The organism is Oryzibacillus soli (genome assembly GCF_051594765.1).
In the GTDB taxonomy this organism is placed as follows: Bacteria; Bacillota; Bacilli; order Paenibacillales; family NBRC-103111; genus Paenibacillus_AR.
This window is the reverse complement of the sequence record NZ_JBPPGJ010000003.1, coordinates 266,369-288,355: the sequence shown is the minus strand read 5'-3', so window position 1 is coordinate 288,355 and position 21,987 is coordinate 266,369. Positions and strand designations below refer to the sequence as shown.

At 52.3% G+C, this 21,987-nt stretch carries 21 protein-coding genes; 16 read left to right on the top strand and 5 right to left on the bottom strand.

What is annotated here, in order from left to right; genetic code table 11:
• Positions 1-28: 28 nt before the first annotated feature.
• From ACSEXW_RS05515 to ACSEXW_RS05465, 11 genes are all read left to right on the top strand, one after another.
• The gene (locus ACSEXW_RS05515; protein ID WP_438445105.1) at positions 29-1,852 is read left to right on the top strand and encodes a sensor histidine kinase; all 1,824 of its coding nucleotides are present in this window, start codon (positions 29-31) and stop codon (positions 1,850-1,852) included.
• A gap of 106 nt (positions 1,853-1,958) precedes the next feature.
• Positions 1,959-2,354 carry a VOC family protein gene (locus tag ACSEXW_RS05510; RefSeq protein ID WP_438445104.1) on the top strand — a complete coding sequence of 132 codons (396 nt, stop codon included), beginning with the start codon at positions 1,959-1,961 and terminating at the stop codon, positions 2,352-2,354.
• Between the two features lie 30 nt (positions 2,355-2,384).
• A complete protein-coding gene (locus ACSEXW_RS05505) occupies positions 2,385-3,095 on the top strand; it encodes an aspartate/glutamate racemase family protein (protein ID WP_438445103.1) in 711 nt (236 codons plus the stop codon).
• Between the two features lie 513 nt (positions 3,096-3,608).
• Positions 3,609-8,582 carry a rhamnogalacturonan lyase family protein gene (locus tag ACSEXW_RS05500; protein ID WP_438445102.1) on the top strand — a complete coding sequence of 1,658 codons (4,974 nt, stop codon included), beginning with the start codon at positions 3,609-3,611 and terminating at the stop codon, positions 8,580-8,582.
• Between the two features lie 155 nt (positions 8,583-8,737).
• Positions 8,738-9,529 (top strand): helix-turn-helix domain-containing protein, encoded by a 792-nt coding sequence (locus ACSEXW_RS05495; RefSeq protein ID WP_438445101.1) that lies wholly within the window; start codon positions 8,738-8,740, stop codon positions 9,527-9,529.
• A gap of 85 nt (positions 9,530-9,614) precedes the next feature.
• On the top strand, positions 9,615-10,514 hold the full coding sequence (locus tag ACSEXW_RS05490; protein ID WP_438445100.1) for a DMT family transporter: 900 nt from the start codon (positions 9,615-9,617) through the stop codon (positions 10,512-10,514).
• 115 nt (positions 10,515-10,629) lie between these two features.
• Positions 10,630-11,610, top strand: a complete 981-nt coding sequence (locus ACSEXW_RS05485) for an aldo/keto reductase (RefSeq protein WP_438445099.1) — start codon at positions 10,630-10,632, stop codon at positions 11,608-11,610.
• 23 nt (positions 11,611-11,633) lie between these two features.
• Positions 11,634-12,002, top strand: coding sequence for a MerR family transcriptional regulator (locus ACSEXW_RS05480; RefSeq protein WP_438445098.1), 369 nt, complete (start codon positions 11,634-11,636; stop codon positions 12,000-12,002).
• 38 nt (positions 12,003-12,040) lie between these two features.
• Positions 12,041-12,343, top strand: a complete 303-nt coding sequence (locus ACSEXW_RS05475; RefSeq protein WP_438445097.1) for an EthD family reductase — start codon at positions 12,041-12,043, stop codon at positions 12,341-12,343.
• 116 nt (positions 12,344-12,459) lie between these two features.
• On the top strand, positions 12,460-13,311 hold the full coding sequence (locus ACSEXW_RS05470; protein WP_438445096.1) for an alpha/beta fold hydrolase: 852 nt from the start codon (positions 12,460-12,462) through the stop codon (positions 13,309-13,311).
• Positions 13,312-13,331: 20 nt separating this feature from the next.
• Positions 13,332-13,916: a TetR/AcrR family transcriptional regulator gene (locus ACSEXW_RS05465; protein ID WP_438445095.1), complete on the top strand. Its 585-nt coding sequence runs from the start codon at positions 13,332-13,334 to the stop codon at positions 13,914-13,916.
• A gap of 12 nt (positions 13,917-13,928) precedes the next feature.
• Here ACSEXW_RS05465 and ACSEXW_RS05460 read toward each other — a convergent pair whose 3' ends face one another.
• The gene (locus ACSEXW_RS05460) at positions 13,929-14,783 is read right to left on the bottom strand and encodes an SDR family NAD(P)-dependent oxidoreductase (RefSeq protein WP_438445094.1); all 855 of its coding nucleotides are present in this window, start codon (positions 14,781-14,783) and stop codon (positions 13,929-13,931) included.
• 106 nt (positions 14,784-14,889) lie between these two features.
• Here ACSEXW_RS05460 and ACSEXW_RS05455 point away from each other — a divergent pair, with 106 nt between their 5' ends.
• Positions 14,890-15,384 (top strand): MerR family transcriptional regulator, encoded by a 495-nt coding sequence (locus ACSEXW_RS05455; RefSeq protein ID WP_438445093.1) that lies wholly within the window; start codon positions 14,890-14,892, stop codon positions 15,382-15,384.
• 13 nt (positions 15,385-15,397) lie between these two features.
• Here the strand turns inward: ACSEXW_RS05455 and ACSEXW_RS05450 are convergent, their stop codons facing one another.
• Positions 15,398-16,138 (bottom strand): SDR family NAD(P)-dependent oxidoreductase, encoded by a 741-nt coding sequence (locus ACSEXW_RS05450; RefSeq protein ID WP_438445092.1) that lies wholly within the window; start codon positions 16,136-16,138, stop codon positions 15,398-15,400.
• A gap of 119 nt (positions 16,139-16,257) precedes the next feature.
• Between ACSEXW_RS05450 and ACSEXW_RS05445 the strand changes: the two genes are divergently transcribed.
• Entirely contained in the window at positions 16,258-17,142 is an 885-nt protein-coding gene (locus ACSEXW_RS05445; protein WP_438445091.1) for a LysR family transcriptional regulator, read from the top strand.
• A 72-nt stretch (positions 17,143-17,214) separates the two neighbouring features.
• Here ACSEXW_RS05445 and ACSEXW_RS05440 read toward each other — a convergent pair whose 3' ends face one another.
• The 3 genes from ACSEXW_RS05440 to ACSEXW_RS05430 all read right to left on the bottom strand — a co-directional run bounded on the left by ACSEXW_RS05440 (position 17,215) and on the right by ACSEXW_RS05430 (position 18,946).
• Positions 17,215-17,808 carry an NAD(P)H-dependent oxidoreductase gene (locus tag ACSEXW_RS05440; RefSeq protein ID WP_438445090.1) on the bottom strand — a complete coding sequence of 198 codons (594 nt, stop codon included), beginning with the start codon at positions 17,806-17,808 and terminating at the stop codon, positions 17,215-17,217.
• Positions 17,805-18,224: an SRPBCC family protein gene (locus ACSEXW_RS05435; RefSeq protein ID WP_438445089.1), complete on the bottom strand. Its 420-nt coding sequence runs from the start codon at positions 18,222-18,224 to the stop codon at positions 17,805-17,807. Before ACSEXW_RS05435 ends, ACSEXW_RS05440 begins: the two co-directional genes overlap by 4 nt.
• A 68-nt stretch (positions 18,225-18,292) precedes the next feature.
• Positions 18,293-18,946: a TetR/AcrR family transcriptional regulator gene (locus tag ACSEXW_RS05430; RefSeq protein WP_438445088.1), complete on the bottom strand. Its 654-nt coding sequence runs from the start codon at positions 18,944-18,946 to the stop codon at positions 18,293-18,295.
• A gap of 198 nt (positions 18,947-19,144) precedes the next feature.
• Here ACSEXW_RS05430 and ACSEXW_RS05425 point away from each other — a divergent pair, with 198 nt between their 5' ends.
• The 3 genes from ACSEXW_RS05425 (at position 19,145) to ACSEXW_RS05415 (ending at position 21,972) form a co-directional block, all read left to right on the top strand.
• Positions 19,145-19,486 carry a DUF1801 domain-containing protein gene (locus ACSEXW_RS05425; protein ID WP_438445087.1) on the top strand — a complete coding sequence of 114 codons (342 nt, stop codon included), beginning with the start codon at positions 19,145-19,147 and terminating at the stop codon, positions 19,484-19,486.
• 136 nt (positions 19,487-19,622) lie between these two features.
• The gene (locus tag ACSEXW_RS05420) at positions 19,623-20,783 is read left to right on the top strand and encodes an epoxide hydrolase family protein (protein WP_438445086.1); all 1,161 of its coding nucleotides are present in this window, start codon (positions 19,623-19,625) and stop codon (positions 20,781-20,783) included.
• 73 nt (positions 20,784-20,856) lie between these two features.
• Positions 20,857-21,972 carry a winged helix DNA-binding domain-containing protein gene (locus tag ACSEXW_RS05415; RefSeq protein ID WP_438445085.1) on the top strand — a complete coding sequence of 372 codons (1,116 nt, stop codon included), beginning with the start codon at positions 20,857-20,859 and terminating at the stop codon, positions 21,970-21,972.
• The last annotated feature ends 15 nt before the right edge of the window (positions 21,973-21,987 follow it).

Here is a 21,987-nt window from a genome sequence, read left to right as displayed (position 1 = left end):
CCATTTAGATGGCAAGGGGGGCGTTGCCATGTTCATCCCGAAGCGGGTTCAGTTTCGTCATTTGCCGATTCGTACAAAGCTTCATCTCGGCTTTTCATTTCTTTTTACCATTATGGCCGTCCTATCGATCATCACCTACTATTACTACAAGGCCGATAAGCAAAACAATACGCTTGACGCAGTCAAACAGTTGAATCTGCAAACCTTGGATAAGCTTGATGAGGCGGTCACGGGGCTGACCAATATAACCAAATTACCGCTGCTAAGGGAGAACGGCACCTATAACACCTTGTTTCAGGAGATCGACACCTCCAATACCACCGGTACCTTCAGTGTGGGCTTTCCGTTTGTCATATCGACGGAAGGCTATAAGTATATGATGTTTAACCCTATGGTCGACTCCATCTTTCTATACAACAGGATGGGCCGAGGTGATTTCTATATACCGGGCCGTTCGCTCCATCCTTCAGATTTTCCCGCGTATCAGCAGCCCTGGTTTCAACAAGCTCTTGAGGATTACAAGCGTCCTATATTGATCGGCACCTATAAGATACCGAATGCGAATCATCCGGATCGGCCCTATTATGTATTCGGCGTGGCAAGGGGCATCTATAAGCTGGAGACGGGGGAGACGATCGGCGTCATTCTAATTAACGGATCCTTCGATCGCTTGTTGAAGATGCTGGATAACATGAAAATCGTGGAGAACGAACAAGTGCTGCTGCTTGACCATGACAACCGTATCTTGGCCGATCATGATTTGGGGAGAATTGGAGAACGGCTTGATTTACAGCTCGGGAATGAACTGGTTGCCGGCAATAAGGAGTTGTCTAAGAAGATAGAGATCAATGGAGTCCGCTACCTGCTGCGGATGGATACTTCGGCGCAAACCGGATGGAAAATCGTCAGCATGCTGCCTTTGGAAGAATTGTACAAAAATATTACTAGATTGACAATGACCACTACGGTGATCACCCTTTCCCTCGTAGGGGTCAGTTTCATCTTTGCGTTCGTATTCTCCCGAAGTATTGTACGGCCGGTACAGAATCTCGTGAAGCTGATGCGGATCGGGGAAACGGGGGTTTTCGAGAAGCAGTTCGTAATCGAACGGGAGGATGAAATTGGTCAATTGGCCCGGTCGTTCAACAAAATGTCGGCACGCATCCGAACACTGATCAATGACATTTATGTGGAGAAGGTTGTCCAAAAAGAGCTTGAGCTTCAAATGCTGAAGAATCAAATCAATCCTCACTTCTTGTACAATACGTTGGAGTCAATCCGAATGGTAGCAGAGGCGCGGAAAGCGGAGGATATCGCAGAGATGGCCTATTCACTGGGGAAAATACTGCGGTATGGCATCAGTTTAAACCGTGATGTGGTGAAGGTGCGCGAAGAGGTAGAACACTTGGAGCAGTATGTGATGCTGCAGAAGGTGCGTTTTGACGAACTGTTCGAGATCCAGCTTGAAATCGATGAAGCGATATTGGATCATTATATGCTGAAATTAATCCTGCAGCCGATTGTGGAGAATGCGATTTACCATGGGCTCTCCATGAGACGATCGGAAGGACTGATCCAAGTGCGCGGCTATTCCGATGATAACCGGTCCCTGCTTTTTGAGGTGTCCGATAATGGCTGCGGGATGGATCCTGAGAAAGTCGACGGGATGAACGCAGCATTCCGTGACGTCAATTCCAAGATGGCGGGCATTGGCCTCTACAATGTCAACAAGCGGATTCAGCTGTATTACGGGTCGCCATATGGCCTTACGATTGTCAGTACCCCGGGGGCTGGGACGACCGTTCTGGTTCGAATGCCCATTCAGAGGCTAAGACTAGAAGAGGTGGGTTGAGAAAGTAAATCGGGACTTGACTATTGACGTTCATAGCGGTGTAATAGTTTGGAAGATTCTGTTAAGACTCAGGTGCCGAAAAAGAAGGAATAGGGAGCTGAAGCGGATGGAGAAAGCTGGATGGGCGAATAAAATAACTGAAATTACCCTGTTTGTTGAAGAATTGCAGCGTTCGAAGGCATTTTACCAAGAGACGTTTCACCTTTCAATCCTCTATGAAGATGAAAGCTGCGTGGTGTTGGACTATGGAAATACAAGCATCAATCTCTTGAACCAAGGGGATGCCCGCGAGTTGATTGAGCCGGCGAAGGTTGGTCGGGTTGGGGATGGGGCGCGGGTTCAGTTCACCATCCAGGTACCAGAGGTTGACCGGATATGCGATGAGCTGGGGGTTCTAGGCGTTAAGCTGCTAAATGGACCGATAACGCGCCCTTGGGGTCGGCGGACGGCTTGTTTTGCCGATCCGGACGGGCATATATGGGAGATAGCACAGGTGCTCTAATGCTCTAATACGTTCTTGGAGGTGTGTTTCATGAAAACAATAGGTTTGATCGGTGGGATGAGTTGGGAGTCATCGTTGTTGTATTACCAGATCATCAACCAAACGGTTAATAAGAAGCTTGGGGGACTTCATTCCGCCATTAGTCTCCTGTATTCGGTAGACTTCGAGGAGATCAAGGCTCTCCAATATCAAGGGAAATGGGCGGAAGCCACTACAATCATGATGGATGCTGCCCAAAAGCTGGAGTCCGGCGGGGCCGATTTCATCATCATATGCACCAATACGATGCACAAGATGGCTAAGGAAGTGGAGGAGTCCGTCTCCATTCCGCTGCTGCATATCGCAGATGCAACCGCAACGAAAATGGTTCGGGACGGAATGAAGAAAGTTGCTCTATTGGGGACTAATTTCACGATGGAGCAGGATTTCTATAAGGGCAGGCTTACTGAAAAGTTCGGACTCGATGTTATGGTCCCCAATGAAGAAGATCGAAGGGTCATTCACGACATCATCTATCAAGAGCTGTGCCTGGGGATCATTCGCGATGAATCCAGGCAGGCCTATCTAAGGATCATCGATAAGCTTAGCCGGCAGGGTGCCGAAGCCGTTATTCTTGGATGCACCGAGATCACCATCCTTATCTCACAAGAGAATTGCAGCATACCGCTTTATGACACAACAAGACTTCATGCCGAGGCCGCGGTTGATTATGCCTTGGGCGTCCTATATTTTACTCCATGACCCTCCGGGCAGATCCAGTCCAATAGCCGGACTTCCGGAACGGCACGACCAGATCTGCCCTATTTTCTTTATTCCATTCAACCCCGTAAGTCCTCCAACGATCATCGCAGTATCAAACAAGGTCCCTCCCTCCAATTCCATCTCAATCCCCCTCTTGAATGGATCCATAGTAAGTGTCTTTCAGAGGTACATGGGTATGATCTTCAAGTCAATAGTACTTTTTTTCCGAATTTCGTTATTATTGCTTTGGCCCGTCATTTTTGATTCTTGATCAAAAATGATAACGGTGATCAATAGCCATGATTTACAGAGAAGTCGGGGATGACTTACAATGCGGACACATCCTTGTCACTGTAAGAGCGTATTCGGTTGCATATCCCTACATAAGCGAGGTGAGAGTAAAAACGAAAGCGCTTCACTTCATTTTGACAGCGCTTTATTGTAGGAAACCGGATCATACGTTTTCTGCGGCGGGACTGACAACTCAACGCGTTGCTACGAGGAGTGAAGTGAATGAAGAAAAAGCTTAAGAAGATCATGTCCGTACTTCTCACCGTCTCCATGGCGTTTATGGTTACGCCCTCGGTGGTAATGGGCAATACCGCAGCTGTCCCTTTGACACAAGTGGGCGATGTATTGGATTTCGAGGATGGCGGGCTGGCAGGGACCATAACCGGCGCCCCGGCAACCACTGGCTCGGGGTCAGTCACGGTGGCGGTATATGACTCCAACAAGGTACTTCGTATTCAACCTCCATCCAATACCGATTCGACTGTGGCCCAACAAGCGAGCTTTTGGTGGACGCTTCCCCTTGATAGCGGGGAATATGACCTGACCGGCAAGGATCAGGTTGAAGTAACCTTTGACTGGTGGGTGGATATTACCCGCCCTAGCGCAAACTCGCTTGACGTCCGCCTGAACAATGGTGCGGATCAGGTCATAACGCTGCGAACAGCCGGAGGCGGAACGGATGCGAACTCACCGGCGACCGTATCGTATTACTCCGGCAATATGACCGCCAATAACGTTCCGGCAATAGGGACGGCTACGACCGCGCTAACGGGTGTGCCGCGTCTGACTAAGCTTGCGGCAACCCTGAATGTGGATCTTCTGGCACAAGTGGTGTCACTCAGTGTGACCGACGGCGGTTCATTGGCCTACACCACGCCACAGCCCATAGCGATAGCCTCCGATAAGCTGACCAGCATGAGCATAGGCGCAAGCCGGGCCACCGGACAGAGCTGGGCAAGGTTTAACCCGGTTGCCGGCGTTACGTGGGATGAAAGCACCTATGGCATGCGCGTGGATAACATCACCTTCAAAGCTGCTGCGTCCGGCGAAGTAAAGCCGATCATTCCCCCAAGTGGAGTAACACTCTCACCCTCAACAGCCGCTAATTTGGAATATGGGGAAGGCTCGCTTGCCGACAAGCGTTCGGCTACCTACAGCGCGGTTGTCCTGCCTGTTAATGCAACGGACAGGACGTTTACATGGACGATCAGCGATGAGAACATTGCCACAATAGCGGTAAATGCGGATAAGAGCGTAACGGTTACCGCACGAGGCGCAGGCGAGGCTACTCTTAACGCGGTGTCCAATATGGACGGCTCCATTAAAGGCAGCGTGCCGATCCATGTCACCTATGTCCCGCCGATTGTTGAACCCGTGCCGGACTTTTCCGCTATATTAGCACAGGGGTACACGCAGGCTTTCGGAAGCAATTTTGACTTCAACGCAGCAACCCCGCTGTGGATATTCGCCGGCGGCACGTATCATAAGCTTCAAAGAGAAGATGTTCCTCAAATTAATAATTATTTCCGATTTGACGCATCCGGTTCTGGAAACCGCGGCAGTACGGGAAGTTTGCCGAGCGCCGTTTCCGGCAGCAAGGTCTATGTGAATCTGGACTGGAAGGTCCCGGCCGTTACCACCGCGGCCAATACGTTTAACCTTAGCTTCCAGGATGGAACCAATGTGTTGCTCAGTTTAAGAACGGGCACCAATAATGGCGTAAGGACCATAGGCGCATTTTCCGGGTCGCTGCCGGGGCCGACCGGCACAACCCCGCCGTATTTCTGGAGCAATGACCGTTACCACGCCTTTACCTATAACGAGGTTAATAAATGGTATAAGGTTGGCATAGAGTTTGATTTTGATACGATGCTCGCTACGGTTTCCCTAGTTCCGAGAGACGATGCTGCGGCTCAGCCGTCGGTGCTTACGGTTCCTTTTGAGGGAAGCAAAATAAGCTCCTTTGTGATTACAGGTGAGCGCGCGGGCGGGAATAACATCGGCGTTGTCGATAATGGCATTGATAACCTGTATTTCTTTACCAAAGCGCTTTCAGATACCACGATAACCGATGTACTCCCCTATGACTTCTTGCCGGAACGTCCCGCAACGGCGGACAGCAATACCCTGCAGAGCTGGTTTAAGACCGTATATATGGGGGATGTGGCGGACGAGGCAGGGCTTAATCTGCCGGCAACCGTTAAGGTGAAGGTGGCGGGTGGCAGTACCTATGAGCTTGGCGTAACCTGGGCATTAAAAGAAGCCCCATGGTCTACCACAGCCGCGCAATTGGCTTACGATCCGAATAAGCAGGGCGTGTATTCCTATGAAGGAACGCTTGCGGATCTTCCCGGCGTAGCAGTCAACAAAATGGGAATAAAAGCGAAGCTCTACATCGAAAACCGGATTAAAGACAAGATTACGACCGAACCGTTCTCCATGGAAAGGCTGGATCGGGGTGTAGTAGCCGTTCCGGCAAAAAGCGGCGGCGGGATCCTTGTCACCTGGCGGCTGCTTGCTTCGGAATATGACCACGGCTTAACCTTTAACGTGTACCGAAACGGGAGTAAAGTTAATACATCACCGGTAGCGACGCTGGATTACATCGATGTGGGCGGTAAAACCGGAGATACTTACACCGTAGTGACTGTAAATACCGGCACCATAAGCAAGCCTGCAAAGGCATGGGAACATAACTACATGGACATTCCGCTTCAGAAGCCGGAGGATCGTCCCAACCCGGCGCTTGCTTACGGAGCGACCTCCAATGCGGATCCGATTACCTACACGGCTAACGACGCCTCCGTAGCGGATGTGAATGGTGATGGCCAGTATGAGATTGTTGTAAAATGGTATCCGTCTCAGGCTCAGGATCCGGGCCTTGCAAACAGGCACACCGGTGAGACGATATTCGATGCCTATACTCTCGAGGGCAAGCTGCTGTGGAGAATAAACCTGGGTATCAATATCGTATCCAGCGCGCATCACAGCGCGTTCAACTTCTATGATCTGGATCAGGACGGGAAAGCGGAGTTCTCGGTCAAGACAGCCGATGGAACCAGAGGGTATCTTCCTAAAGCGGATGGTACCATCAATGACCTGACGGACACTCCGGCCTGGGTATTAGGCAACCCCGAAGCAGTATGGGTAGGCGGCCTGCAGAACCCGGCCAATAGCAACCAGGTCAACAATACGGCGCTCGGAAGGGTTGCATCCGGTCCGGAGAGATGGACGGTATTCAACGCGGCAACAGGCACGCCGGTGGATACGGTCGATTATTTTGCACCGTACAACATCACCTCCAACTGGGGCGATGCCAACAATAACCGCAGCGACCGCTTTAACGGAGCAGTGGCCTATATGCCGAAGAACGGCGTGTTTGGCGCAGAGCCTTATCCTACGGTGATCGAGGTGCGTGCCCACTATGGCCCGCAGTTTATAGCGGCGTATCAGTATATTGACGGTAAGATTGTGAAGGTCTGGTCGTTCACGCTGGCCGAATGGAACGCCGGCAATAATCAGGGCAATCACAATATTAAGGTTGCGGATGTGGATCATGACGGGTATAGCGAGGTTGTGCTCGGCGGCATCGCGATAGACCAAGACGGAACGATCGTATGGAGCACCAACGGAACCAGAGGGACGGTAGCCGCGGGTCACGGCGATGCCTTGCATGTAGGAGCCATGGTGCCTGACAGCAACGAGATCTATGTGTTCCAGCCCCATGAAGCCAGTCCTCCGAACAATGTGACCTTGGTTCGCGGTTCCTCAGGGGAACCGGTGTGGACGTATTCGGCAAACCTAGGCGATGTTGGACGCGGTGTTGCGGCAAATGTCACTCCTCTGCCAGGCTTCGAGGTATGGGGCATCCAGACGCCGATGTACAATATTGTGAGCGGTGAAGTGATTACAACTGACGTCGGCGGCATTGGCACAGCCAACAAGGCTCCCGTTAACTTCATCCTGTATTGGGACGGAGACCTCCTTAACGAGTTCTTCGACGGGCCGGATAATGCAACGACAACAGGCGCGCCATCCATTACGAAGTTTAATTATGATGTTGCAACCAAGCAAAGTGAGCTTACTACGCTTCAGACCTTGACGGGGACCTATTCCAATAACGGAACGAAGGCGAATCCAAGCCTGATCGCCGATATCTTCGGAGACTGGCGGGATGAGGTTCTTGTACGCACGAACGACAATAAGTCTCTACGAATCTACACGACGGATATTCCGACGGAGCATGTGATTTACACGCTGATGAATGATCCGCAGTATCGGTTGGCGGCGAACTCGCAGAACGCGATGTACAACCAGCCGGCACATCTGGGCTTCTATCTGGGTGAAGACATCCGCGGTGAAGTTCAGGGGATGAAGCTTCCGGTGCCGAACATTTATTATACGGTAGGGAGTTCTGGCGGATCCGGAGGCTCCGGCGACGGGTCCGGAAGCTCCGACGGTGGATCCGGCAACCCCGGCGGCGGTCCAGCAGCCCCGACGGCACCGGGTCCGGTAACTCCTGCACCGACTCCGGTTACTCCGTCTCCAAAGCCGGTACAGCCAACTCCGGAGAAGCCGGTGCTGAACCGTGCCATCGCGAATGCAGAGCAGACCAAATCTCACGCGGAGCAAGCGCTGCAAAAGAATCCGCCGGTTCACTTCTCCGACGTACCGGAGACACATTGGGCTGCGAAAGCAATCCAATATGCCTCTCAGCTTGGTGTGATTCAGGGCGGAATGAACGGGGAGTTCAACGGTTCGGATCAGGTGACACGGGCTGAATTCGCTGCGATGATCGTCCGTGCGGTAGGGATGGATACGAAGGGAGCGGACGCTTCCTTCTCCGACACCGATGGCCATTGGGCGGATGCTTATATCCGAGCCCTGCATCGTGCAGGTATTGTGAACGGTACGGGCAATGGCACCTTCAATCCGGATCAAGAGATCACTCGTGCCGAGATGGCGGCCATCCTTGCCCGTGTGCTGAGCATGAGCGCGGCTGGCGGGGCATCGAAGTTCTCCGATATCAGCGGGCATTGGGCTGCAGACTACATCGATCAGCTCAGCCAAGCAGGTATTGTGAACGGGGTCAGCGAAGGCAGGTTCGCACTGAACGATACCGCTACCCGCGAGCAGTCGGTGGCGATCATCATACGGATGCTGAACGTCGTGCTTGATCTCGGTCTCCAACTGTAACCATAACTAACCAAGGAGCTAAGCGGCTTTGCCCCGTTTAGCTCCTTGGCTTTTTTATTCTCCGCGGCTTTCCTTTAGGAAAATTATGGGGGGGGATCTGGCTAAGAACTTCGTTCGGATGTATCATGGTGAAAATGGTGGAAGGGGGGGATTCCATGAAACCGAACGGCAGCACTTCCAAGTTGACCTACCTTAAATGCATCGTGGATGGTGTGGAAATCAAACGGTGCCGGCAGACCTACCAAAGCTACAAGCCGCACGTGCACAACGAATTGTCCATCGGCTATATTGAGGAAGGCTCCACGCATGTGGAATTTGGAGGAGATACCCTATCCTTCGTCAAGGGCGACGGGATTGTCATTCCACCGCTTACGAGTCACTGCTGCTCCCCGACAGACATTCGGCAGTGGCAGTTCGTAATGCTCTATATTGAACCCCGCTATTACGAGGGCAGCGTGAGATTCGATCAAGTCATGAAGCTGTCCGGTGATTCCCTTCGGCAGGTAACCGCATTTGTTCACTTGTTGGAAACAGAAGAGGATAAAGGTACGCTGGAAAGCCGATTGATTGAACTGTTGGTGGAGCTGGGGGAGCCTATAGCGGGGGAGACCCATCCAGGTGAGGAAGACCATCAGGCGGAGCGGGTCATGGAAATACGCAATTGGCTGGTGGACCGGTATCAAGAGAACTGGACGCTGGAGACGCTGGAGAATACCTTCGGTCTCAGCCGTTTTGCCATCATCCGCCAGTTTAAACGCAGATTTCACACCACACCAAGAGCGTTCCAATTGCAGGTAAAGGTCGCTGCCTCCAAAAAGCTGCTTGCTGAAGGGGTTGAACCATTCGAGATCATGGAGCGGGTCGGATTTTATGACCAGGCGCATTTTATAAGGGAATTCAAGAAGATGAGCGGCGTTACACCGAAGGGTTATCTGCAGAGCTTATAGATGGGCGTGCCCCGTCAATTTCGTACAATACGGCCTCTTAGGGATCGGATACGATGAGAGTATTCTGGAAATAAGGGGTCTTCGAATGGATCGGTTGAGATTGACGCTTGTCATGGTCGTATGGGGAAGCATTGGGGTTTTTACGCGGCATATCGAGCTATCTCCTTTTGTGCTGGCTTTCTTAAGGGCGGTGATCGCCCTGCCGGTGTTGTTGGTATTAGGAATAAGGAGGCCTGCAGGCCAACGGGTTACTTTCCGCCAAACAAAGCCCTATCTGGTATCCGGCGCACTGATCGGATTAGCTTGGGCCGCCCTCTTCTACGGGTTCCAGAACACGAATGTCTCTACAGCAGTCATCATCTATAACATGTGTCCGGTGTATGTCATGCTGGTGGCACCCTTCGTTCTCAAGGAACGACTGACCCGATTGCGGATGGGCATCGTTGGATTCTCGTTTATCGGATTATGCCTGGTTGTAGGTACGGGGGGCTTCGGTGCTGCCGGGTTATCGTCTCAGGGGATGTGGGGGATGATTCTCAGTGGGGTGTCGGGCATGCTGTATGCGGCTATCGTCATCATCAACCGTAAAGCGGCCAATCAAGTGGATCATACTCTCGCTACATTGCTTCAAATGGGTGCAGCCGGTCTGGTTTTATTGCCGTTCGTGCTGGCGGAGGGGGAGTGGGGGCAGGTTCTGGCTGCGGACGGGACGGCGATCCTATTGACATGCATTCTTGGAGTGGTCCATACAGGCCTGGCCTACAGTCTTTACTTTTCAACCTACCACCGAGTGTCGTCCATCGAGATTGCCTCCTACGGCTATTTGGAGCCGGTGTTCGGTATTGTGTTTAGTGTCCTCTTGCTGGGAGAGACCTTTGCCCTGACGCAGCTGATCGGTGGCTTGATGATCCTGGGATCTACCTATTGGGGGGAATGGATGCATCAGATAAGGCCTAACTCCAGCAACAGCAAGGCGGCTACTTGAAGGCTCCATAAAAAAACGCTTGCCTTAAAGTGTACTTTAAGCTGTACGATGAATAGGAGCCAAAAACATATGCGTGGGTTTGGCCCTATTCTTGGATGGGAAGGTGTGGTAAACCTTGAAGCAAAGAACGTTAGGCAAGAGCGGTTTGGAGCTGTCTGCACTCGGACTCGGTTGTATGGGCATGTCTGATTTTTACAGCGGGCGTAATGATGAAGAATCGATCCGGACCATACACAGAGCGTTAGAGCTTGGTGTGACCTTCCTGGATACGGCCGATATGTATGCGGTCGGAAAGAATGAAGAGCTCATCGGCAGGGCCGTAAAGGGGCGCCGCAGCGAAGTCATTCTGGCAACCAAATTCGGGCAGGTTCGAGGCGGGGATGGTAAATTCCTAGGTGTCAACGGTCGACCGGAGTATGTAAGATCGGCTTGTGAAGCCAGTCTTCGCCGTCTTGGTATGGACTATATCGACTTGTACTACCAACACAGGGTTGACCCTCAAGTTCCGATCGAAGAAACGGTTGGCGCTATGTCCGAGCTGGTGAGCGAGGGCAAAGTCCGTTATATCGGCTTATCCGAGGCTGCCGCGGGGACGATTCGGCGTGCGCATGCTGTGCACCCGATTGCCGCACTGCAGACAGAGTATTCGCTCTGGAGCCGCGACGTCGAAGATGAGATATTGCCGGTATGCCGTGAGCTCGGGATCGGTTTCGTTCCCTATAGTCCGCTCGGACGGGGATTTCTTACGGGACAGATCCGGAAGTTTGAAGACTTGGCCGAGGACGATTTTCGGAGGTTCTCCCCCCGTTTTCAAGGAGATCATTTCGTGAAGAATTTAGAGCTTGTAAGACGTGTGGAAGAGATTGCAGCCGAGAAGGGCGTAAAGTCCTCTCAGTTAGCATTAGCTTGGCTGTTGGCGCAAGGGAACGACATCGTTCCGATACCGGGAACGAAGCGGAGGGAGTATCTGGAGGAGAATATCGGCGCTATTGCGATTGAACTGTCGAATGAGGAATTGGCTCGTATCGAAGAAGCGGCTCCTATAGGGGCGGCCTTCGGAAACCGTTATGCGGATATGAGAAGTGTAAACCTGTAACAGGGTTGCAGGAAGGTGTTCATGTGAGTATTTCAATCAAAGAAGTCTCGGAAAAGCTGGGGATTCCTCCCCATACCATCCGCTACTATGAGAAAGAAGGATTGCTCCGCCCCATTCAACGAGACCGGTATGGAAACCGGGTGTTTGAACAAAGGGATCTGGATTGGATGGATATCATGATGCGCTTGCGCGCAACCGGGATGCCGGGTGCTCTCATCAAGCAAATGGTCGATCTTGCCGTTCAGGGTGATTCCACGATACCGGAGAGAATAGCAATATTAGAGAAACACAAGCTCGAACTGCAAAGAAAGCAGGTAGAGCTGGATAAAGCGTATGAGGCTGTAAACAAAAAACTATCGATCTACGAGTCCTTACTTAGAGAACGATCATGAAGGATTGGGACGATCGACATGTGAAGGAGAGGTTCATTATGGTTGTCTTGTCATTTGCTTATCCTTATGGAGAAGTACTGGACTCCGAGTATTACATGACAAGCCACGTTCCAAAGGTCAAGGCGGTCTTGGCTTCATTCGAAGGCTCCCGGGCTGTAGTGCGTAAAGACATTGCTCCCGACAAAGGCCCCTATCAACTCACCATCTCCTTATATTTCCGTTCTGCGGCAAATATGGAACAGTTCCTTGCAGATCCCCGAATTCCAGAGCTTCAGCAAGATATCGCCAATTTCTACAGCGGCGCACCCCATGTCTTGACCGAGGAACAGGTTGAGGTTTGAAATAGATGAAGAAGGGCCATCCGGTAAGGGTGGCCCTCGGCCATTGACAGACAATGGTTTTTACCGTATATTTTGATTGACTGATGCAGTCAATCAAAATAAGGAGGGCGGGGGAAATGCCAAACTCAAAGGAGTTTTCCGCTGAACAAGGCTTGTTTCAGCAATGCGAGGTCCTGTCGAAGGACCGAACACGAATTGGATACAGATCGATCGGCGAGGGGCCTGGGATTATCCTTGTTCATGCTGCATTAAGGGATTCTGAAGACTATACCCGCTTAGCCATTGCACTTTCTCACTCTTTCACCGTTCACCTCATGGATCGAAGAGGCCGAGGCTTGAGTGGTCCACAGGGTCCGGAGTATGCTATGGATAAGGAATGCGAAGATGTTCAGGCCATCCGGGAAGCGACAGGCGCCAACTATTTGATTGGACACAGCTATGGAGGACTAGTCTCGCTGGAGTTGGCCAGAATGGACGATTCGATCACCAAAGTCGCTTTGTATGAACCTGGAGTATTAATTCATCCGATGGACGAAGCTTGGATGCACCTTTACGAGCAGGCGATGCATAAGAAGGATCACCGTGGCGCGTTTACTCACTTCGTGAGAGGAATGGGCTATACCCCCTTAACACAGCTCCCCTATTGGTATGCGAAGCTTATCTTAAGGATCATGGTGCAAGGAGACCATTGGGGGAAAACCGCCCGATTGCTTCAGCAAAATTTAAAGGAGCACCGTGAGGTGCAGCGACTTTCCTCTTCCTATCAACATTACAGCGATACCAGAGCAGATGTATTATTGATTCAAGGGGGCAAAAGTTCAGATTCCACCAAAGAAATGATCGAGATATTAAACCGGACGATCACTCGATCGACGGTGGAAACCGCCAACAAGCTGGACCATTTTGGACCTGAGAATAACGGCGGGCCTGACCAGATCGTGGGCCTGCTAACCACCTTTTTTCTTTAATCCCAAAGGAGTTTGAATCCATGCCGCGGTTAAAAGAAGACCAACTTCAAAAAATCTACGAGGAACGCAAGCAACAGATTACGTCGGCTGCAGTCCAAATATTTGCCCAGCGAGGCCTCCCAGGCACAAAAATCAGCATGATCACCGCAGAAGCAGGCATAAGCCATGGACTGTTCTATCATTATTTCAAAACCAAGGAGGAGCTCTTTACCTCCTTGGTCCGGGAAGCGGTTGAAACATCAATGAAGGAAATCGACAACTTAGGCCAATTAGCGGGATCGCCGATTGATAAGATAAGAGCTCTCACACAAAGCATGCTCGATGAGAACGGAGCTCCTTATTTTATGCTGCTCCATCGGGCCCGCAATTTCGAGGAGGTTCCTGAAGAAGTCAGCCAACTGATTCAAAACTACCCGATGGATGTTTACGTCAAACGGCTGCTCCCCCTATTTGAGGAAGGGCAACAACGTGGGGAAGTCGCAGATGGCAATCCGGAGGAGTTGATCGCTAATTACCTCACCATCCTATCCGGCGTGATGGTATTGGGCAAAGGCTATGCGACTCCCCAAGTGGATTGGCTGTTGAGATTTGTGAAGAAGCGATGATAGCTTACGATCTCAACGATGCAGGATATAGTCGTGCTCGTAAATCGCCTGGACCCGTTCCAGTACGTTCTGTGCTTGATCTTGAAACTGTAACGCTGCAACCTGACCCTTCACCAAAAACACCCCGGTCTTATCGCGATGTTCCCCGAGCGCACCTTCGTACAGCTTGCTGGCTCCGCGGGTAGGGGGGGCAAAGAACAGCTTCATAAGCACGGTTACGAAGAGAGGCAACCCGGATTTCTTCCCCTTACGAAGCGTATTGTTGCCGCCCGGATCAACACTGCGGATCTTGATGCCGTCCTTGGCTAGCTGCGGCGCAATGGCCTGCGTCCATAGGGAAAGAGCTAGCTTGGAGGTGGCGTAAGGACCAAGCAGCTTCCGGAAGGTTTTGGGATGCTCCAATATATCGACCGTAAACTCCTTCGTCCATTTCTGCGCAGAAGAGGAGGTGTTGATCACCGTTTTGAACTGGCCCCGCATAATCGGTTCCTTCAATTCCATCAGGATGATGTACGGAACAACCGTTAGCAGCTCATAATGCCGTTCACGCCCTTGCTTCGAATAGCTCAGCTCGGGAAAGGACCCGCCAGCGTTGTTAAACAGGATATCAATCCGCTGTTCCTTGCTCTTGATCTCTTCCAGGACCTGCCGCAAGCTGGCGTAATCGGCAAGATCAGCCGTTTTGTAAATTCGAAGCCGTCCAAGACGGAGTGCGGTTTGGATTCGCTCATCGTCCGACGGAAAGTCCGAACGATTCAGAGCAATCACCTGCCAGTCCTCCGACAGCAGCTTCCGGGTTAATTCCAATCCGATTCCTGCGCTTGCGCCTGTAATCAATGCGATCGATTCACTTGGTCTCCTGTTCATCGCACATCTCCTCCTGATACCGGGATTCCCCTTGATAGTGCACATTGTATAAGTTGGAGTCGACTCCAAGTCAAGAAGACCATCATCTACACAAGGAGGGGACAGGATGAAGGAAGAGCGGAGTTATACGATAAAGCAAACCGCCGCACAAACCGGAATTTCCGAGGATACGATCCGGTACTATGAGAAGATCGCGCTGCTGCCCCGGGCTGACCGGAAGGATAACGGGCACCGCATCTATCGGCAGGAGGACATCGATACGATCCGGCTGATCTCCTGCCTGAAGAAAACGGGGATGCCGCTCGGTGAAATGCGGCCCTTTCTGACCGTCTCCGCCGATGCCGATCCCGCGGAATATCCCGAGCTGGTGGAACACTTAAGAAGCCATCGGGAAACGATCATATCCCAAATCGCCTCTCTGCAGCAGGTCGTCGATTTCATCGATATGAAGCTGGGGGAGGGAAAAATTCGAAGAGATTGCTCCGATGACAGTCCGGAAGCCACGGCGGGAGAGGCGAAGCCCAAGCCCGTCTCACCTGTAGAGATGGCCTTTTTCCCAGGATCGGCTGGGGGGCGCAAGCCGCCGGCTTCCGGGGGGTAACCCGTAATAATCCTTACAAGGTTTGTCCGCTGTCAACGGTGATGATCTGACCGGTCATGGCTTCCTGTTCCAAGGCGGAACAGACCATGGACGCAATATCCTCGGGTGTCGAAATGCGCTGCAACAACAGATGCGGGGCCAGCCGGTTCATTTGGTCTTCCCTTCCGGCCCACCATCTTGTGGAGACGGCACCCGGTACGATGCAGTTGACCCGAATATCGGGAGCCAGCGCCCGCGCCAACGATTTTGTGAGTCCGTGAACGGCGGCCTTCGATACGGCGTAAGGCAGCGAGGAGCCTAGGCCTGTTTGGCCCGCTATGCTGCCGAGATTGACGATCGCCCCTTGATGATTGTTCTTCATGTAGGGGGCTACAGCCCGCGCGCAGTAGAACATCCCTTTCACATTCACCGCGAATAAGTCGTCCCATACCTCCTCCGTTGCCATCTCCAGATCATCCATTGGAATATGTCTGGTGATGCTGGCATTGTTAACGAGCAAATCCACGGTTCCGAATTGCTGAACAATGGTTTCAATCATGCCCCGGACTTCCTTGTCCTGGGAGACGTCTGCTTGCAGGGCTATAGCCCGCCCTCCCTTAAGGTTAATCGAATGCACGGTTTCCTCTGCATCGGTTTGAGAACGTGAGTAATTCACGATAACGGTTGCGCCTCGTTCAGCCAGTGCGCAGCTGGTCGCTCTGCCAATCCCCGTACCGCCCCCGGTAACAAGAGCCACTTTATTCTTAAGTTCCATCCTAACTCCACTCCTTTACGTTCTTTGATTTTCATTGTAATCGCCCCAACACTATTTGTATAATTGAATGAATTGAAGCATTAATTCAATTTCAATGAATTGTCGTAGGGGGATGGACCGTGGAGCTCAAGACGTTAAAAACTTTTCAGCTCATCGTGAAATACGGGAGCTTTATACGCGCGGCGCAAGAAATGAACTATGCGCAGTCCACCGTCACGATGCAAATGCAAAAGCTTGAATCCGAACTGGGGGTTCAGCTTCTAGAGCGTGGAAGAGAGATTAGCCTGACGGAAGCCGGAAGACTGTTCTATGAGCAGAGCCTGCAGATCGTAAGAAATATGGAGCACCTCCAGTCAAGCTTAACGGATCTGAAATCGGGCGAAACCGGGCATGTGCGCATAGGGGCCACGGAGCCAACAGCCAGTTACCGCTTGCCCGGCATCTTGTCGACATTCATGTCCGCCTATCCGAATATCCGCATTTCCGTGGAAATCTCGAACACTCCGGCCCTTAGCGAGCGCATCCTCAAGGGGGACATCGATTTCTCCCTTACTACGGCGCCTAACATGGGCACCGGCTTGTATTTCGAACCGTTATATCAAGAAGAGTTCGTGGCCTTAATGCCCGAGAATCATCCGCTTGCGCGGAAGGATGTCATAGAACCGGATGATCTTCGAGGCAGCAGGCTGCTCATCACATCATCGACCTGCCCCTATCGCAGGAAGCTGGAGATGGTGATGCAGGAAAAAGGGAATGTGTCTCTCGACACGATGGAGATCGGGAGTATGACGGCGTTGAAATTTTATGTGGAGAAGGGGATCGGAATCGCGCTTGTTCCTCAAATTATGGTGGAGCCCGAAAAGGGGACCGTAACGAAACCGATCGGTGGAAGCCTGGTCCATATGACCTGCGGGATCCTGTGCAAGGAGTCGGCATACCCATTCCAGCTGGCGAGTCATAAGCTCTATCAATATCTAAAGCAGGAGCTGGAGGCACATCCATAAAAAGTGAAAGCCCGCGCCGGCGGGATAGGATGATGATCCGGTACGGAACGGGCATGGTTGAAGAACCGCAAGCTAGAGGGATGCTGAACCGTTCCTCTTCATTTCGTCTAGTATACGTTTTCGAACAACGATGGGATTCAGGTCGGGAGAGGTGAGGTGCTCCACATAAGAAACCGCACTGTGATCGATCTCGTCCTCGCTGGCCTTGTTGGCGTTATAGAACTTATAATGCGGCAAGAACGTCATCCCGATCTGGTTGGCAAACACTTGCAACGGGCGTACCAGTTCGCTGATCGTGTAGCCAATCAGGCCGCCGGACTGGTAGGATGCTTCATGGCCTCCGATCGACATAGCCAGGAGGAGCTCTTTCCCCGCCACAGCCCTGCCGCCGTCCCCGAAGAGCCAAGTCGTGGTAAACACATCGTCCAGCCACATCTTGAGCAAAGCCGGCATGCTGTACCATTGGATGGGGAACTGCAAGCCGAACCGATCATGCTGGGCCAGAAGGCTCTGCTCCTTCTCCGCGTCGATGGAAAAGTCCGGATATGCCTTGTATAATTCATGAACCGTTATGGGATGGGGGGTGCCACGCAATTCCGCCAACCAGCGTTGATTGACACGAGACCGTTCGATATGGGGGTGAGCCACAACGACCAAGGTTCTCATTGGGCGGCACCATGTGCTGCAGCCTCGATCGTCGCTCGCATAACCTCTGCTCCCCGATGTACATGGGCTTCAATCTCCGGGGCGAGATGCTCGGGGAGGAAATCCGTGATCCAGACGAGCTTGGCGCCGTTATCGCCATGGGAAAAGACTTGAAAGGTTGCATGATGATGCAGCAATGGCATGCGTCCTTCCTTTACCGCGTACGCCATTCGGCGCTCCTTGTGATCGATGGAGATGATGAACTCCCGAACTTGACCGCCATTGGGCAGAATGAGCGTTCTTTCGTGACCGTTGATCAGGGTATTCTCGGTATAACCGGGGACAAGACGATAATGGACGGCACCTACATCGCTGACTGCAGCCCATACCTGCTCGGGCGATGCAGCAACCATAATTTCCTTGCGAATCGTTGGCAATGGATCACGCTCCTTGAGACCATTATATTTTTGATTGAGTTGTCAGTCAACCATAAAATGTAAACTGGTTATCCCAGTTTGAAGAACGAAACCGCCGACTCCGCGATTTGATCGAATTTCTCGCTAACGAAGCGGTTGATGTCGGCATCTGCCATACCTTGAGCGGTGAAATCCTGAAGCAGCTGATCCAGGTAATTCACTCCTTGAGAAATGGCTCCCCAAAATTGCATGGACATGAGATTCGCGTCTCCCGGACGGATAACGCCTTGTTGAATTCCCAGTTCAATGGCTTGTGTCATCGGTTTGATGAAGCTCTTCATCCATTCAAAGGGCGACAGCTCTCCAGGCTCATATAAATGATGCAGATCCAGACTGATTCGCATATAGAAACGCTGGGTCTCCGGATCTTGGACGACGCGTTCACAGTTGAGCAGGGCGAAGTTTTTGAATTGCTCCAGCACAGGGGCATGTTGTTCGAAATAGGCCGTCGTATATTGAAGGGACCGGGTCATCGTAGATTCGTAAAGCTCACGAAAGAGCTGCCTTTTATTCTTGAAGTAGTAGTAGACCAACCCATGTGCAAGACCCGCCTGGTCCGCCACATCGCTTAAGTTCGCGGCCGCATAGCCCTTTGCCACATAGACACGAATGGCCGCCTGCAATATCTCTTGCTTCCGCTGCTCTCGAATGGCCTCGTTCTGTTTCTTCGTACGGGGAGACATGTCATCAACACCTTATGCAGAAGTTATATCTCCAGTATACTCGATGCACCCCCGTACAGACAGCGCGATGAACCTTACCCTAAATTTTCGGAAGAATTATGGAAAAAAGGAGGGAATTGGAGTCTACAATCGAATCCACTTATACGGACTGGAGAAATACCAGCCTGGAGCACATCCATATCGAAGGAGGAGATGAATATGAACCCGGAAGTGACGAATTTTATTGAGGCTCTGAAGGAGCCGTGGCAGGTGGAGCTGGTGATTGCCCTGCGTGGAGTTGTCCATGAGGCCGTCGAGAACGTTCAGGAGCGTATCCAGTACAAGAAGCCTCATTTTCTGAAGAACGGCAAGTACCTTGCCGTCATCTCGCCCTCGAAGGACGCGGTCAGCTTCACGCTGTTCAACACGACTGGACTGGAGATTCCGGAGGATCTGTATGAGGGTCCGCCGGAGAGGAAGACGCTGAAGCTCCGCAAAGGGCAAACCGCCGATAGGGGCGAGCTTGCGGCTCTGTTGAGCAAAGCGGCTCAAACGTTATGAGTGCTGCAGGTCCCCATCGTTAGGTGGGGGCCTTTTTTTTTGACTATACGCAGGCACCTTGACATAAGGCTGTCAGGGTTCGTGGTTTAATATGGGTATTGTAAGCAAGATAATCCAATTCAAGGAGGCCATTCCCATGACAAACTCAAGACCAGCCCTTTCCGAGGCAAGTACCGAGATGGTTCCGTTCCACATCTCCATCCCGCAAGAGGATCTGGATGACCTCCGGAATCGATTGTCCCGGACTCGCTGGCCGGACGCTCTAGACGGAGCCGGCTGGAAATATGGGGTATCCCTCGACTATGTGAAAGAGTTAGCCGCCTATTGGGAGAAGGAATACGATTGGCGTAAATTCGAAGCCCGCTTGAATGCGTACCCCCAGTTCATGACGAATATTGATGGGGCCAACATTCACTTTATCCATGTCCGCTCGCCTGAACCGGATGCGTTCCCCCTGCTGCTCACCCACGCATGGCCCAGTTCGATTGTCGAGTTTATGGAACTAATCGGTCCGCTCAGTGATCCGCGCAGTTATGGCGGCGATCCGGCCCAAGCCTTCCACCTGGTCATCCCGTCCGTACCTGGATTCGGATTCTCGGGGCTTACAGCCGGATGGGATATCGCTCGCATCTCTCAAGCCTGGGATATCCTTATGAAGCGCTTGGGCTATATGGAATATGGTGCTCACGGCAGCGATTGCGGTGCACTTGTGTCGAGGGAGCTTGGTATCCAGAAGCCGGAGGGCCTTCGGGGCATCCATGTGCTGCAGCTCTTTTCTTTTCCTTCCGGGGATCCGGCGGAGATGGCGGACTTATCGGAGGAGGATCAGCGGAAGCTTCAATTCCTGGCCCAGTTCCAAGAGCGTGCGGGTTTCAACTCGATCCAATCCACACGGCCGCAGACCCTCTCCTATGGACTGTCGGACTCGCCGTCCGGCCAGCTTGCTTGGATTGCCGAATTGTTTTGCGGTTTCGGCGATCATGTGGATTTTATTGACCGTGATGCATTCCTGTCGAACGTCACCTTATATTGGCTGACCAATACGGCAGAATCGTCCGCTCGTTTGTATTATGAGAATGCACACAACCATGGTCCGGAGCCGCAGGGACCGAATACGATTCCTACAGGGGTGGCGGTATTCGGACATGATTTTAAATCGATCAAGCGGTTCGCCGAACGTGACAATACGAATATCGTGCAGTGGTCGGAATATGAGCGGGGAACCCACTTTGCCGCGATGGATGCGCCGGATCTCCTCATTCCCGATATCCGGAATTTCTTTCAACGATTCCGCTAACGCTAGAGAACAAGATTGGCTATAAAAGAGGGGAGCTACACGCATGGATGCAGCAAAAAGAGCACCGTTCGAAATGTCAGCAAACGATAGAGAGCCCGGTACCGTACTCTGCAACCGAGCGTTGAACCGCGCCTTGCTGGCAAGGCAATGGCTGCTTAGCCGTGCGAAGCTCCCCGTCTTGGAGGCCATCGAGAGTCTGGCCGGGATGCAGGCGCAATCCCCGGCTGCCCCTTATTTCGCTTTGTGGTCGCGGGTAGAGGATTTTCGGCACGAAGAATTGTCGGGGCTCTTAAGGGATAAGCGGGTTATACGGATGGCATTGATGAGGGCCACCCTGCACTTGGTCACGTCTCGTGATGCTTTGCGGCTTCGCCCCTTGCTGCAGCCCGTCATGGACCGCAGCCTGAAGGGAGCCTTCGGCAAGCAGCTTCAAGGAGTAGACCTCGAGGCACTTGCTGCAGCCGCAAGGGAATGGGTCGAGAAGGAACCTATGACCTTCCATGAATTGGGCCTGCGTCTAGGCGAGCATTGGCCCGGTCTCGACCCGGAGGCTGCAGCGGGTGTGGTTCGGAATAGGATCCCGCTTGTGCAAGTACCGCCGCGGGGGGTATGGGGGATGAGCGGTCAGGCTAAGCATACGTCCGTTGAGGCATGGCTAGGCCAGCCCTTATCCTACGAGGTCGAGCGGGAATGGCTCATTCGAAGGTATTTGACCGCATTCGGACCGGCAACCGTCAAGGATATTCAAGTATGGTCAGGACTTACACGTATTCATGAAGATATAGAATCTCTCCGTCCGTGTCTGATCCCATTCCGCAACGAACAGGGCGAGGAGCTGTTCGATCTGCCGGATGCACCTCGGCCTGATCCCGATACGCCATCTGCACCACGCTTCCTTGGCGAGTTCGATAATATGCTGCTGTCCTATGCGGACCGCAGCCGGATCATGGATGAGGCGTACCGCAAACGTCTGTTCACTTCCAATGGGATCGTCCGCGCAGCGATCCTCGTCGATGGATTCGTTGTGGGCAGCTGGAAGCTGACGAGCGGCCGTGACCGTGCGGTCCTGCATCTGGAGCCCTTTCGAGATCTTTCCCAACAAGATCAAGAGGCTCTATCTGAAGAGGGGGCACGGCTGCTTCATTTTGTAGTTCCGCATGCAGCTGCAACGGAGATTATTTTTCACTGACCGTTCGGGGACAGA